Raw genomic sequence first — 13,462 nt, forward strand, 5'->3', positions numbered from 1 at the left:
GCCCAAGCCACTTCTAGCCTCCGGGGATGAGCGAACACGCGATCGAGGCGGTCGGGCTGCGCCGCACGTACCGCAGCCGTACCGGGTGGTTACGACCCCAGCGCCGGGAGGTCCAGGCGGTCCGCGGCGTCGACCTGACGGTCGGCAACGGGGAGCTGTTCGGCCTGCTCGGACCGAACGGCGCTGGCAAGACGACGACCATCAAGCTGCTGAACACGCTGCTCATCCCGACCGCCGGCGAGGCCCGGGTCTGCGGGTTCGACGTGGTCCGGCAGACCCGGGAGGTACGCCGGCGGATCGGGTACGTCTTCGGCGGCGACCGCGGCCTGTACGACAGGCTCTCCGCGCGGGACAACCTGCGCTACTTCGCCGAGCTGTACGGCGTTCCGGGGCGTGAGCAGAAGCGGCGGATCGCCGAGCTGTTCGAGCTGGTCCGGCTGACCGGCCGGGAGAACGACAGGGTGGAGGGCTACTCGCGGGGCATGCGGCAGCGGCTGCACATCGCCCGGGGACTGCTGCACCGGCCGAGTGTCCTGTTCCTCGACGAGCCGTCGATCGGGGTGGACCCGGTGGCGGCCCGGGAACTGCGGCAGACCGTGGCCGACCTCGCCGCCACCGGCACCACAGTGCTGCTCACCACCCACTACATGGCCGAGGCCGACGAACTGTGCGGCCGGATCGCCGTGATCGCCAACGGCACGATCCAGGCCCTCGGCACCCCTGCCGAGTTGCGGCACCACGCCGACGGCCGGCAGGTGCTGGAGGTGGAGGCGTACGGGGTCAGCGACGCGCAGCTCGCCGCCATCCACGCCCTGCCGGGGGTGCGCGAGGCGAGCGTCGTCGTCACGGGCGCGGCGCAGATGCTGACCGTGCAGTCCGACGCGGGGGTGGACGTGCAGGCGGACGTGCTGCGGGCGCTGGACGGGGTGCGGCTGGGTCGGGTCACGGCCCGGCAACCCACCCTGGAGGACGCGTACGTGGCGATCGTCAACCGCGTCGACGCGCAGGCCCGCCCCGCCGAGGCGGTGGGGGTGTGAGGACGCTGCGCATGATCGCCGTCGGCGCGCTGCTGCACGCCAAGCAGCTCAGCCGTTCGCCGTTCGAGATCGCCACCGCGTTGATCGTGCCGGTGGTGCAGGCGACCCTTGCCGTCTATCTGTTCCGGGCCGGCGGTGAGCCGGGTCGGCTGCTGGAGGCGGCGGTCGGGGCGGGGCTGATGGGCATCTGGTCGTCGGTGCTGTTCGGATCGGGTGGCGCCATCCAGAACCAGCGCTGGCAGGGCACCCTGGAAATGATCATGTTGGCGCCCCGGCCGCCGGCGCTGGTGGTGCTGCCGATCACCCTCGCGACCGCGCTCACCGGCACGTACGCCATGCTCGCCACCCTGGCCTGGGGTCGCCTGCTGTACGGCATCGGGCTGACCTTCGCCGACCCGCTGGCGTTCGCGGTGGCGGTGCCCGGCTGCATCGTCGGGCTCGGAATGTTCGGCCTGCTGCTCGCCTCGACGTTCGTGCTGCTGCGCAACGCCAACGCGCTCACCAACACGCTGGAGTACCCCATCTGGCTGGTCTCCGGGATGCTCATCCCGATCACCGCCCTGCCCGGCTGGACCGGCCCGATCGGCGCCGTGCTGCCCACCACGTGGGGAGCGCGGGCGGTCCGGGAGGCGGCCACCGGCAGCGGGCCGGTCTGGCCCTCGCTCGGCATCTGCCTGGCGATCAGCCTGGCCTGCCTGGCCCTCGGCGCGCTCATGATGACCCACGTGGAGCGGCGGGCCCGCGCGGCGGCCACCCTCGCCCTGGCCTGAGGAGGCGACGATGACCGCACTGCTGCGCCTGATCGGCACCGGTGGCGTGATCGCCTACCGGGCCCTGTTCAACTGGACCACCCCGGCGATGTTCGTCGGCACGCTGCTCGTCGGCCCGCTGTTCCAACTGCTCTTCTTCGCCTACCTGGGACGACAGCTCGGCGTCGCCGACGACGGTTTCTACATCACCGGCAACGCCGTGCTGGCGGCCTCGTTGGCCTGCGTGTTCGGCGGCACCATGGCCGTCTCCAACGAACGACGCTTCGGGACCCTCGGGCACGTACTGCTCTCCCCCCGCAGCCGCACCGCGGTGTTCCTCGGTCGGGTCCTGCCGTACGCCGGAAACGGGCTGCTGATCGCGGTGACCACGCTTACCGCGGCGTCGCTGCTGCTGGGCCTGCGGGTGCCCGTCGACGCACTGCCGGGGCTGCTGCTCACCCTGGCGGTGGCGGCGTTGGCCTGCGGGTTCTTCGGCCTGACGCTTGGTGCGATCGGGCTGCGCTTCCGTGACGTCTGGCTGGTCTCCAACGTTGCGGTGGCCCTGCTGATCCTGCTGACCGGGGTGAACGTGCCGGCCGCCGGGCTGCCGGCCTGGATGCGGGTCACCGGCGGGCTGCTGCCGATCACCCACGCGGCCGAGGCGGCCCGCCGGCTGGTCGCCGGCGAGGGGTTCCGGGCCGCCGCGCCCCCGCTCGCCGCCGAACTGGCCATCGGCGTCGGGTACGCGATCCTGGCCGCCGCCCTGCTCAAGGTCTTCGAAGCCGAATCCCGCCGCCGAGCCTCCCTAGAAACCCTCTAACCCCCACCCCGCCCCACCCCGCCCCGCCCCGCCCCGCCCCGCCCCGCCCCGCCCCGCCCCACCCCACCCCACCCCGGTGATCATGAAGTTATTGCCCGTCACAGCGGCGTGTCGTGACAACAACTTCATGATCGACCGAAAGGGGGTGGGGGTGGGGGGGTGGGGGGTGGGGTTACGGGGCCGGGAGGGTGGTGTTCCAGAGGGAGGCGCCGTCGCGGTCGCGCAGGTGGACCGTCAGGGCCGCCGACCCGCCGTCGATGGACACCTCGCCGAAGTGCTGGAAGCCCTCGGCCGGCGACGTGTTGGCGTGCGGCGGGGCGTGCACGAAGACCGCCTGCGGGCCGAACGTGCCGTCCAGCGCGTTCGGGCCGAACGCGCCGGCGTGCGCGGGCCCGGACACGAACTCCCAGAACGGCGTGAAGTCGCCGACCGCCGCGCGGGCCGGGTCGTAGTGGTGCGCGGCGGAGTAGTGCACGTCGGCGGTGAGGAAGACCATGCCTGTCACGCCGGCCCGGTGGGTGGCCCGCAGCACCTCGGCGAACTCCAGCTCACGGCCGAGCGGCGCGCCCGGGTCGCCCTGCGCGACACCCTCCTGCGTGCCCGGACCGTCCGGCACCACCACCCCGATCGGCAGGTCGTTGGCGATCACCTTCCAGGTCGCCGTGGAGCGCTTCAGCTCCCGGATCAGCCACTCCCGCTGCTCCCGGCCGAGCAGACCGCGCTTCGGGTCGGCGTACGTGTTGCCGTCGTTGGGGTCCTTGTGGGTCCGCATGTCGAGCACGAACACGTCCAGCAGCGGCCCGTACGGGATCCGCCGGTACAGCGGCCCGTTGTCCGGCACGGGCAGCCACTCGTGGAACGCCTGACTGGCCCGCGCTGCGAGCACGTCGACCCGCTGCTCGGTGTAGCGCGGGTCGTCCAGGATCTCCCCCGGGTACCAGTTGTTGAGGACCTCGTGGTCGTCCCACTGGTTGATCTGCGGCACCGCCGCGGCGAACTCCCGCAGGTGCGCGTCGAGCAGGTTGTAGGCGAACTGTCCCCGGTACTCGGTAAGCGTCTCGGCGACCTTGCTCTTCTCCGGGGTCACCAGGTTGCGCCAGATCCGCCCGTCGGGCAACGTCACCGACTCGACAAGCGGGCCGTCGGCGTACACGGTGTCGCCGCTGCACAGGTAGAAGTCCGGACGCCTCTCCCGCATCGCCCGGAAGATCGACAGTCCGCCGAAGTTGCTGTCGATCCCCCAGCCCTGCCCGACGATGTCACCGGTCCAGACGAACGTCACGTCGCGCCGCCGGTGCCGGCCCGGCGCGGTGGTCAGCGACCCGGTCAGCGGCTCGCTGACCACTCCGTGCCGCTCCAGGCTCTCCACCCGGACCCGGTAGTGCAGCCGCTCGGCGTCCGGCAGGCCCCGCAGCCGGACCTTGCCGGTGAAGTCCGTGCTCGGGCCGAGCACCGGGCCACGCAGTTGCCGCGCGCCCCGGAAGTCGGGCCGCCGGCTCACCTCGACGAGCATCCGGCCCGGGCGGTCGGCCCGCGTCCAGACCAGCGCCGAGTCGGCGGTCACGTCACCGCTCTGCACTCCGTGGGTGAGCACGGGGCGTCCCGCCGGGCGCCAGGCCGGAGCGGCGTTCGCGCCGGCGCCGCTCAGCAACGCGCCGCCGGCGACTCCGGCCCCGGCCACCAGGCCGGCCCGCAGCAGGGTACGTCGATCAAGCTCGGTCATGCTTCCTCCCGGTCATGGGTTGACCCCGTCGGTCTACCGGGCGGAGATGACCGCGATCGGCGGCCCGGATGTCCGCGGTCGGAACGCCTGTTGTCCGGACGGCACGCCCCGGCGGACGTGACCCGGGTCACCGCCATGATTGTCACGGCACGCCCCGGCTCCCGCGTCGTAGCGGTGTCGGATCGAACAGGGAGTTGGTCATGCAACGAATGAAGCTCTTCGAGGTCGCGCCGCAGGGATACCAGGCCGTGTCGGGCCTGGAGAAGTACGTCCAGGCGAACGTCGACCACACCGTGCTGGAGCTGGTCAAGCTGCGGGCGTCGATGCTGAACGGCTGCGCGTACTGCGTGGACATGCACAGCCGCGACGCCCTGGCCTCCGGCGAGTCGAGCCGCCGACTGTTCGCGGTGTCCGCCTGGCGGGAGGCACTGTCGCTCTTCGACGAGCGGGAGCAGACCGCGCTGGCGCTCACCGACGCGGTGACCCGGCTCGGCGAGCACGGTGTGTCGGACGAGGTGTGGGACGCCGCCGCGAAGGTCTGGTCGGAGAAGGAACTAGCGGATCTGGTCCTCGCGATCGCCACAATCAACGTGTGGAATCGCATCGCCGTAACGACGCACACGGAGCCCCCGGCGCAGGTGTGACGACCGAGGCGGCAGAGGCGGCCGGTGCGCTCCAGGCGCACCGGCCGATGCTGCTCGGGCTCGCGTACCGACTGCTCGGCAGCCGGCACGACGCGGAGGACGTGCTCCAGGAGGCGTACCTGCGCTGGGTCGGCGTGGACCGGTCGGCGGTCGAGGAACCCCGCCGGTACCTGTCCCGGGTGGTCACCCGGCTCGCCCTGGACCGGTTGCGATCCCGGCAGGCGGCCCGCGAGACGTACGTCGGCACCTGGCTGCCCGAGCCGGTGCCGACCGCGCCCTCGCCGTTCGGACCGTTGGACCGCGCGGAGTTGCGCGACTCGCTCTCCACCGCGTTGTTGCACGTCCTGGAGCGGCTCACCCCGCCGGAGCGGGCGGTGTACGTCCTGCACACCGCCTTCGACCTGCCGTACGCCGAGATCGCCGAGATCCTGGACCGGACCCCGGAGGACTGCCGCCAACTCCATCACCGGGCGACCAACCGGGTCCATCAGGAGCAGCGTCGCTTCACCGCCAGCCGGGCCGAACGGGAACGGTTGCTGGACGCGTTCCTCGCCGCCGCCCGCGACGGTGACCTGGCGACGCTCACCGGCCTGGTCGCGGCGGACGCCACGGCCTGGAACGACGGCGGTGGTCGGGTCCGGGCCGCCCGAAACCCGGTCACCGGCGCGGACCGGATCGCCCGGTTCTACGCCGGGATCTACGGCCCCGGCCGCCGCCCCATGACCGTGCGTCCGGTCGAGCTGAACGGGGAACCCGCCGTGTGGATCATGCGCGCGGACGGCAGTCGGTACACGCTGACCATCGCCGCGGCCGACGGACGGATCACCGGGATCTACGTGGTCGGCAACCCGACGAAACTGCCGCCGGTCGACTGAATCCCGGTGCCGTCGGCGGGCCCAGACCGTGTCGCGTCAGCCCGGCACCGGGGCATCAGCCCTGACCGTGTCGCGTCAGCTCAGCGTCAGCCCAGCTCGGGGAACCAGAGCGCGATCTCGCGCTTGGCGCTGTCCGTCGAGTCGGAGGCGTGCACCAGGTTCTCCCGGTTGGACAGCGACAGGTCACCCCGGATCGTGCCGGCGGCGGCCTTGCGGCCGTCGGTCGCGCCGACCAGCCCACGGACCACGTCGATGACCTGGTCACCGGAGAGCACCAGGGCGACCAGCGGACCGCCGGTCATGAAGTCCTTCAGCGGCGGGTAGAACGCCTTGTCGACGTGCTCGGCGTAGTGCGCGTCGGCGAGCGCCGCGTCCATCGTCCGGTGCACCATCGCGTCGATCCGCAGCCCCTTGCGCTCGAAGCGGGAGAGGACCTCGCCGACCAGGCCGCGGCGGACCGCGTCGGGCTTGATCAGCACGAGGCTGCGCTCATCCGGGCTGTTGCTGGACACGCTGGGTTCCTCCTGTACGCGCAGAACGCTTGGGCTCGGTACGGTCAGCCTAGCGACCCGGTCCCGGCGCCGGCGCGGCGGCCGGTCTTTCCTCCGGTGGCCGATCCGGCCTAGCCTGGCCCTGACCCCCGGGAGGTCCACTGTGGCGAATGGCGGGAACCGGCCCATCGCGCCGGTACGCAAGCTCATCGGCACGGTGCTCGGCACCGTGGCCACCTTCGTCGTCCTCTTCGGGCTGGGGATGACCAGCTGGGCCATCGTGGCGCTCGGGGTCGCCCTGCTGGTGCTGGCGATCGCGCTGGCCACCGTGCGCGGCGGCGGGCGCACCTGGGTGGTCGGCGTGGCGCACGTGCACAGCGCCTCCGAACCACCCACCCAGTACGCGTTCGGCCGGTGTGAGCTGCAACTGGTCATCGACGCGCCCGGCCTGCCGCCCCGATCCAAGAAGATCATTGAGCCGCGGGTGCCGGTCTCCAAGTGGCCGTCGCTGGGTCAGACCCTGCCGATCCGGGTCGCGCTGGACGACCAGCGGCACGTCAAGGTTCTCTGGGACGAGGTGCCCACTCACGCCGAGACTGCCGCGGCCGTCGGCGGCGACCTCCCACCGGAGTTCGGCGACATCGACGCCGTGGACGACGTGCTCATCCAGCAGGACGCCCCGCCGTGGGCGGACCGCGCGACGGACGAAGACTTTCGTGACGACTACCGGGATCCGCGCGACGGCGAGGGGTTCCGCGAGCCGCGTGGCGGTGAGGTGTTCCGCGACGCCCGCGACGGCGATCCCTTCCGCGACCCGCGCGGCCCCGACGTGTTCCGCGACCCGCGCGGCCCGGACCCGCTGCGCGACGACCCGGCGGTCGCACCCGACGAGCGCGAGCCTGTGGTGATGAGCCAGAGCCCGGGCGGCCCGGTGGTGCTCGAAGGCGTCGTCGTCGAGCCGCAGACCGGCCCGGGGCTGCCCCGACGCGCCACCCCCGCACCACGCCCACCGGCGGAGGAGCACTTCGACCAGCCCGGCCCCGACCCGCTCGACGACCGCGCCGACCGACCAGGCGACCGCTTCGACCCGGGGCCCGACGACCGCTTCGGCCCGGGGCCCGACGACCGCTTCGGCCCGGGGCCCGACGACCGCTTCGACCCGGGGCCCGACGACCGCTTCGACCCGGGGCCCGACGACCGCTTCGACCCGGGGCCCGACGACCGCTTCGACCCGGGGCCAGACGACCGGCCCGCGACCGCCGAGGACCGCCTCGACCCGCCCGTCGCGCCGCGTGTCGACCCACCTCCCGCGCAGCGCACCGGCCCGGTCGCCATGGACCCACTGGACCCGCTGGACCTGCCACTGGACGATCCGACCCCGACCGGGTCGGCCCGCGAGACCGTCACCGCCGAGGCCCTGGACGAGGCGATCTTCGGGTACGACGGCGCGTCCGCGGCTGATCCGGCCGGCCCGATCAGCGGTGTCGGCCTGACCCTGCTGGTCACCGACCTGTCCCGGTCGCTCGGCTTCTACCGCGACATGCTCGGCTTCACCGAGGTCGACCAGGGCGCCGGCAATGCCGTGCTCGCCTCCGGCACGACGCGGCTGGTGCTGCGCGAGGTGACCGGAGCGGCGCCGATCAGCCGCCGGCTGGTACACGTCAACCTCGAGGTGGACGACATCGAGGCGGCGTACGGCCGGCTGCGCGACTCCGGCGTCCGCTTCACGTACGCGCCTCGGGTGGTCAACCGGGGCAGCAGGCTGGAGGTGTGGGCGGCGGCCTTCCGGGACCCGGACGGGCACGGCATCGCCCTCACCCAGTGGCGCGAACGGGCCGACGCCTGACCCGATCCGGTCGGACCGTCAGCCGAGGATGACCCGGCGGACGTGCAGGGCGTACGCCCAGACCAGGGCGAAGATGATGCCCAGCGCGAACAGCGACCAGTGCAGCAGACCGGCCAGGATCAGCAGGCCCTGCAGCACGGTGCCGGCGTGCCAGGCCCAGGGGCGGCGCATCATGCCGGCGAGCACGACGGCGGCCACCGCCAGGGCCACCACCGCCGCGATCGCCGCCCCGCCGAGGTCGCCACCGACCACCCGGATCGGCTGGATGGCCAGCAGCAGCACCAGCGCCTCCAGGCTGAGCGTTCCCGCGCCCAGACCGCGTACCGCCCGCTCGGGGTTGCGCAGCCCGGACCGCCGCGCCGGGCCGGCGCCCGGCTCCCCCGCCGGGGCCTCGGCGGGGTCCCTCGTGGTGTGCGGGTCCTGTTCCGGGCCGGTCATCGCTTGAACAGCCGGCGTGCGTCGGCCACCGTGACCACCGAACCGGTCACCAGGACTCCGACGCCGCTGAGCTCGCCCGGGACGTCCTCCTCGGCCAGCGCGACCGCCAGCTCGATCGCGTCCGGCATCTCCTCGGCCACCTCGACGCGCTCCTCGCCGAAGATCTCGGCGGCCAGTGCGGCGAGTTCCTTCGTCGGCATCGCCCGCGGCGAGCTGTTGCGGGTAACCACCACGACGTCGGCCACCGGCTCCAGCAGCTCCAACAGGCTGCTCGCGTCCTTGTCGGCGAGCACGCCGATCAGCGCCACCAGCTTGCTGAACGCGAACTCCTCCTGCAGTGCGGTGACTGTCGCGGCCATGCCGTGCGGGTTGTGCGCGCCGTCGAGCAGGACGGTCGGGGCATTGCGGACCCGCTCCAGCCGGCCCGGCGAGCTGGCCATGGCGAAGCCCTCCCGGACGGCCTCGACGTCCAACTGCCGCCGGGCCCCGGCACCGAGGAACGCCTCCACCGCGGCGAGCGCCACCGCGGCGTTCTGCGCCTGGTGCGCGCCGTGCAGCGGGAGGAACACGTCGTCGTAGACGCCCCCGAGGCCCTGCAGTTTGAGCACCTGCCCGCCGACGGCGACCGCCCGGCTCAGGACCCCGAACTCGCCGCCCTCGCGGGCGATGGTGGCACCCACCTCGGCGCAGCGTTCGAGGAGGGGGCGCGCGGCCTCCTCCTCCTGCGCCGCGGCGATCACCGTGGCGCCCGGATGGATGATGCCGGCCTTGGCCAGTGCGATGTCCTGGAGGGTGTCGCCGAGCCATTCGGTGTGGTCGAGGCCGATCGGGGTGATCACGCAGACCCCGGCCTGGATGACGTTCGTGGCATCCTCGGCGCCGCCGAGGCCCACCTCGACCACCGCGATGTCGACAGGCGCGTCGGCGAACGTGGCGAACGCCAGCGCGGTGGTCATGTCGAAGTAGGTCAGCGGCTCGTCCGACCGTGCGTCGACCAGCTCGGCCAGCGGCTTGATCTCCCGGTAAACCGAGGCGAACCGCTCCTCGCTCACCGGCTCGCCGTCCAGGCTGATCCGCTCCCGCACGGTCTCCAGGTGCGGGCTCGTGTACCGACCGGTGTGCAGCCCGTGCGCCCGCAGCAGCGAGTCGATCATCCGCGCGGTGGAGGTCTTGCCATTGGTGCCGGTCAGGTGGATCGACGGGTACGCCCGCTGCGGGCTTCCCAGCAGGTCGAGGAGCGACTCGATGCGGTCCAGCTCGAAGACCATGCGGGTGAAACCGCGGGCGTTCAGCTCGGCCTCGGCGGCGGCGAAATCGGTACGGTCGGTCACGAGGGCAGTGTCTCCAGAGCAGCGGTGATCCGGACCAGGTCGGCCTCGGCGGTAGCGAGCCGTTCGCGGATCTTCGCGACGACCGGCTCGGGGGCCTTGCCGATGAAGGCAGGGTTGTCGAGCTTGGCCCGTGCCTGCGCGATCTCCTTCTCGGCCGCCGCACGGTCCTTCGTCAGCCGGGCCCGCTCGGCAGCCACGTCGATCGACCCCCGGGTGTCCAACGCGACACCCACCGCGCCGGGCATGGCCAGCGTGGCGCTGGCCTGGAAGTCGTCGCCGGCCGCGTCCAGCCGCACCAGCGACCGGATCAGCGGCTCGTGGGCCGCGATGCCGGCCCCGGCCAGCCCGTCCAGGCGGGCGGCCACCCGCTGCGTCGGGCGCAGACCCTGGTCGGAACGGAACCGGCGGATCTCGGTGACGACCCGCTGCACGCCGGCCAGCTCGGCCTCGGCGGCGTCGTCGACGAGCGACCGGTCGGCCACCGGCCAGGCCGCGGCCTGCACCGTCTCGCCGCCGGTCAGCGCGACCCACAGCTCCTCGGTGACGAACGGGATGACCGGGTGCAGCAGCCGCAGCAGTTGGTCGAGCACGTGCCCGAGCACCCGCCGGGTGGCGTCGGCCCGCTCGCCGCCCTCGGCGAGCACCGGCTTGCTCAGCTCCACGTACCAGTCGCAGACGTCGTCCCAGGCGAAGTGGTAGAGCAGGTCGCACACCTTGGCGAACTCGTACGCCTCGAACTGCTCGTCGACCTCGGCGGTGACGTGCGCCAGCCGGGACAGGATCCACCTGTCGACGGTGGAGAGCTGCTCGACGGGCGGCAGGTCACCCGTGGTGTGCGCGCCGTTCATCAGGGCGAACCGGGTGGCGTTCCAGAGCTTGTTGCAGAAGTTGCGCGACCCCTGGCACCACTCCTCGCTGACCGGCACGTCCTGGCCGGGGTTCGCGCCCCGCGCCAGGGTGAACCGGGTGGCGTCGGCGCCGTACCTGTCGATCCAGTCCAGCGGGTCGACCACGTTGCCGAACGACTTCGACATCTTCTTGCCGAACTGGTCGCGCACCATGCCGTGCAGCGCGACCACGTCGAAGGGCGGCCGGCCGTCCATCGCGTAGAGGCCGAACATCATCATCCGGGCGACCCAGAAGAACAGAATGTCGTACCCGGTGACCAGCACGCTCGTCGGGTAGAACTTCGCCAGGTCCGGGGTCTGCTCGGGCCAACCGAGGGTGGAGAACGGCCACAGGCCGCTGGAGAACCACGTGTCCAGGACGTCCTCGTCCTGGTGCCAGCCCTCCCCGGTCGGCGCCTCCTCGTCGGGGCCGACGCAGACGATCTCGCCCGCCGGGCCGTACCAGACCGGGATGCGGTGCCCCCACCACAGCTGGCGGGAGATGCACCAGTCGTGCATGTTGTCGACCCAGGCGAAGTAGCGCTTGGCCAACTCGGCCGGCTCGATGCGGACCCGACCGTCGCGGACCGCGTCGCCGGCGGCCTGCGCGAGCGGGGCGGTGTTGACGAACCACTGCAGCGACAGCCGCGGCTCGACTGTTGTCTTGCAGCGGGAGCAGTGCCCGACCGCGTGCACGTACGGACGCTTCTCGGCGACGATCCGGCCCTGCTCGCGCAGGGCGGCCACGATCGCCGGCCGCGCCTCGAACCGGTCCAGTCCCTCGAACGGGCCGGGCACGGTGATCACGCCGCGCTCATCCATCACGGTCAGCGCGGGCAGGTCGTGGCGCTGGCCGATCTCGAAGTCGTTCGGGTCGTGCGCAGGCGTCACCTTCACCATGCCGGTGCCGAAGCTCGGGTCGACGTGCGCGTCGGCGACGATCGGGATCCGGCGGCCGGTCAACGGCAGCTCGACCTCGGTGCCGATCAGGTGCTGGTAGCGCTCGTCGTCGGGGTGCACCGCCACGGCGGTGTCGCCGAGCATCGTCTCGGCCCGGGTGGTTGCCACCACGACCTCGTCGCTGTAGCGGATGGAGATCAGCTCACCGTCGTCGTCGGTGTGCTCGACCTCGATGTCGGAGAGCGCGGTGAGGCAGCGCGGACACCAGTTGATGATCCGGTTGGCCCGGTAGATGAGGCCGTCGTCGAAGAGCTTCTTGAAGATCGTCTGGACGGCGCGGGTCAGCCCCGCGTCCATCGTGAAACGCTCCCGGTCCCAGTCGACGGAGTCACCGAGGCGGCGCATCTGGCCGAGGATGGCGCCACCGGACTCGGCCTTCCACTGCCAGACCCGCTCCACGAACTTCTCCCGGCCGAGATCGTGGCGGGAGAGGCCCTCGGCGGCGAGCTGGCGCTCGACCAGGTTCTGGGTGGCGATGCCGGCATGGTCCATGCCGGGCAGCCACAGCGCCTCGAAGCCCTGCATCCGCTTGCGCCGGGTCAACGCGTCCATGAGCGTGTGCTCGAACGCGTGGCCCATGTGCAGCGAGCCGGTGACGTTCGGCGGGGGGATGACGATGGTGAAGGGGGGCTTGTCACTGTCGGCGGAGGCCCGGAAGTGCCCAGCGGCTACCCACTGCTCGTACCGTCGCTGCTCTACCTCGCCGGGCTGATACTGGCCGGCAAGGGTCGGGGCGTCGGGGCGTCGGGCATCCAGTCTCTCGGTCACCTGACAAGTCTACGGAGGGCTTCCGCGGACCTGACGTGCGCCACCTGTCGTTCGCGTACGGTGTCGGCTATGTCCGACGCACATCTCACCCAACGTTCGCTCGACGACAGTCGCGAGCCGATCGAGCTGACCGAGGAGCCGATCCAGCTGAGCACCCGGGACACCGGGGGCGACCCCGGCGAGCGGTCCGGCGGCTGGTCCCGGCGCCGCAAGATCGGTTGGACGGTCGCGCTGGTCGTCGGTCTCGCGGGTGCGAGCGTGCTGGGGGTCGGCGGGTGGCGCGTGGCGCAGCAGAAGGACACCCGGCTGAGTTCGCCCGACCAGGTGGCGGGGCTGACCCGGGACGACAGCGAGCGGGCCAAAAGCACGGCTGACTACCTACGCAGCGGCCTGGCCGCCGACATCGAGCTGGACCGTAGCTTCGGCACCGTCTACCGCGATCCCACCGACGACAAGCGCTCGGTGCTGATCTTCGGTGGCACGACGCTGCTCTGGCAGCCCGAGCGCGACCTGGACAGCCTCTTCGGCCTGATGTCCGACGAGACCGGGGCAGTGACAGGCCTTCGCGAGGTCCCCGCGGGTGCACTGGGCGGCGTCATGAAGTGCGGCAGCACCAGCGGCGACGGCGGCGACTTCGCGGTGTGCGGCTGGGCGGACCACGGCAGCGTCGTGATGGCGATGTTCCCCGGAAGGTCGGTGACCGACGCCGGCGCCCTGTTCCGCGACCTTCGCGGGGACATGCAGACCCGCGACTGATCCCGCCCTTCCGGCATCGGGAACTCCATGATCGGGGGCGCTGGTGCCCGATGCGGGAACGCAGAAAAGCCCACCCCGAAAGGGGTGGGCTTTTCTGAAAGATTGTCCGGCGGTGTCCTACTCTCCCACACCCTCAC

Annotated in this window: 12 protein-coding genes; 7 read left to right on the plus strand and 5 right to left on the minus strand. The window is 72.2% G+C overall.

Annotated elements, in window-relative coordinates; translation table 11 throughout:
- Positions 1-26 precede the first annotated feature (26 nt).
- The 3 genes from AB0K10_RS30800 to AB0K10_RS30810 are packed head-to-tail and all read left to right on the plus strand — an operon-like array spanning position 27 to position 2,606.
- Entirely contained in the window at positions 27-1,037 is a 1,011-nt protein-coding gene (locus tag AB0K10_RS30800; protein WP_363689334.1) for an ABC transporter ATP-binding protein, read from the plus strand.
- Positions 1,034-1,807 (plus strand): ABC transporter permease, encoded by a 774-nt coding sequence (locus AB0K10_RS30805; RefSeq protein ID WP_363689336.1) that lies wholly within the window; start codon positions 1,034-1,036, stop codon positions 1,805-1,807. Before AB0K10_RS30800 ends, AB0K10_RS30805 begins: the two co-directional genes overlap by 4 nt.
- Before the next feature lie 10 nt (positions 1,808-1,817).
- Complete coding sequence (locus AB0K10_RS30810) at positions 1,818-2,606, plus strand: ABC transporter permease (RefSeq protein WP_363689338.1); 789 nt, start codon at positions 1,818-1,820, stop codon at positions 2,604-2,606.
- A gap of 172 nt (positions 2,607-2,778) precedes the next feature.
- On the opposite strand, the gene AB0K10_RS30815 is transcribed toward AB0K10_RS30810, so the two are convergent.
- Positions 2,779-4,329, minus strand: coding sequence for an alkaline phosphatase D family protein (locus AB0K10_RS30815; RefSeq protein WP_363689340.1), 1,551 nt, complete (start codon positions 4,327-4,329; stop codon positions 2,779-2,781).
- Between the two features lie 200 nt (positions 4,330-4,529).
- Here AB0K10_RS30815 and AB0K10_RS30820 point away from each other — a divergent pair, with 200 nt between their 5' ends.
- On the plus strand, positions 4,530-4,973 hold the full coding sequence (locus tag AB0K10_RS30820) for a carboxymuconolactone decarboxylase family protein (RefSeq protein WP_363689342.1): 444 nt from the start codon (positions 4,530-4,532) through the stop codon (positions 4,971-4,973).
- Positions 4,970-5,848, plus strand: coding sequence for an RNA polymerase sigma factor SigJ (gene sigJ / locus AB0K10_RS30825; RefSeq protein WP_363689344.1), 879 nt, complete (start codon positions 4,970-4,972; stop codon positions 5,846-5,848). Before AB0K10_RS30820 ends, sigJ begins: the two co-directional genes overlap by 4 nt.
- An 86-nt stretch (positions 5,849-5,934) precedes the next feature.
- Here sigJ and ndk read toward each other — a convergent pair whose 3' ends face one another.
- The gene (ndk, locus tag AB0K10_RS30830) at positions 5,935-6,360 is read right to left on the minus strand and encodes a nucleoside-diphosphate kinase (RefSeq protein ID WP_363689346.1); all 426 of its coding nucleotides are present in this window, start codon (positions 6,358-6,360) and stop codon (positions 5,935-5,937) included.
- Positions 6,361-6,502: 142 nt separating this feature from the next.
- Here ndk and AB0K10_RS30835 point away from each other — a divergent pair, with 142 nt between their 5' ends.
- Positions 6,503-8,185: a VOC family protein gene (locus AB0K10_RS30835; protein WP_363689348.1), complete on the plus strand. Its 1,683-nt coding sequence runs from the start codon at positions 6,503-6,505 to the stop codon at positions 8,183-8,185.
- 18 nt (positions 8,186-8,203) lie between these two features.
- Here AB0K10_RS30835 and AB0K10_RS30840 read toward each other — a convergent pair whose 3' ends face one another.
- The 3 genes from AB0K10_RS30840 to AB0K10_RS30850 are packed head-to-tail and all read right to left on the minus strand — an operon-like array spanning position 8,204 to position 12,569.
- Positions 8,204-8,623 carry a DUF4233 domain-containing protein gene (locus tag AB0K10_RS30840; RefSeq protein ID WP_363689350.1) on the minus strand — a complete coding sequence of 140 codons (420 nt, stop codon included), beginning with the start codon at positions 8,621-8,623 and terminating at the stop codon, positions 8,204-8,206.
- Positions 8,620-9,954 (minus strand): folylpolyglutamate synthase/dihydrofolate synthase family protein, encoded by a 1,335-nt coding sequence (locus tag AB0K10_RS30845; protein ID WP_363689352.1) that lies wholly within the window; start codon positions 9,952-9,954, stop codon positions 8,620-8,622. Before AB0K10_RS30845 ends, AB0K10_RS30840 begins: the two co-directional genes overlap by 4 nt.
- On the minus strand, positions 9,951-12,569 hold the full coding sequence (locus tag AB0K10_RS30850) for a valine--tRNA ligase (protein WP_363689354.1): 2,619 nt from the start codon (positions 12,567-12,569) through the stop codon (positions 9,951-9,953). The genes AB0K10_RS30845 and AB0K10_RS30850 overlap by 4 nt, the downstream gene beginning before the upstream one ends.
- A gap of 69 nt (positions 12,570-12,638) precedes the next feature.
- Here AB0K10_RS30850 and AB0K10_RS30855 point away from each other — a divergent pair, with 69 nt between their 5' ends.
- Complete coding sequence (locus AB0K10_RS30855; RefSeq protein ID WP_363689356.1) at positions 12,639-13,325, plus strand: hypothetical protein; 687 nt, start codon at positions 12,639-12,641, stop codon at positions 13,323-13,325.
- Positions 13,326-13,462 lie beyond the last annotated feature (137 nt).

This window comes from Micromonospora sp. NPDC049274 (genome assembly GCF_040678875.1).
Taxonomy (GTDB): domain Bacteria; phylum Actinomycetota; class Actinomycetes; order Mycobacteriales; family Micromonosporaceae; genus Micromonospora.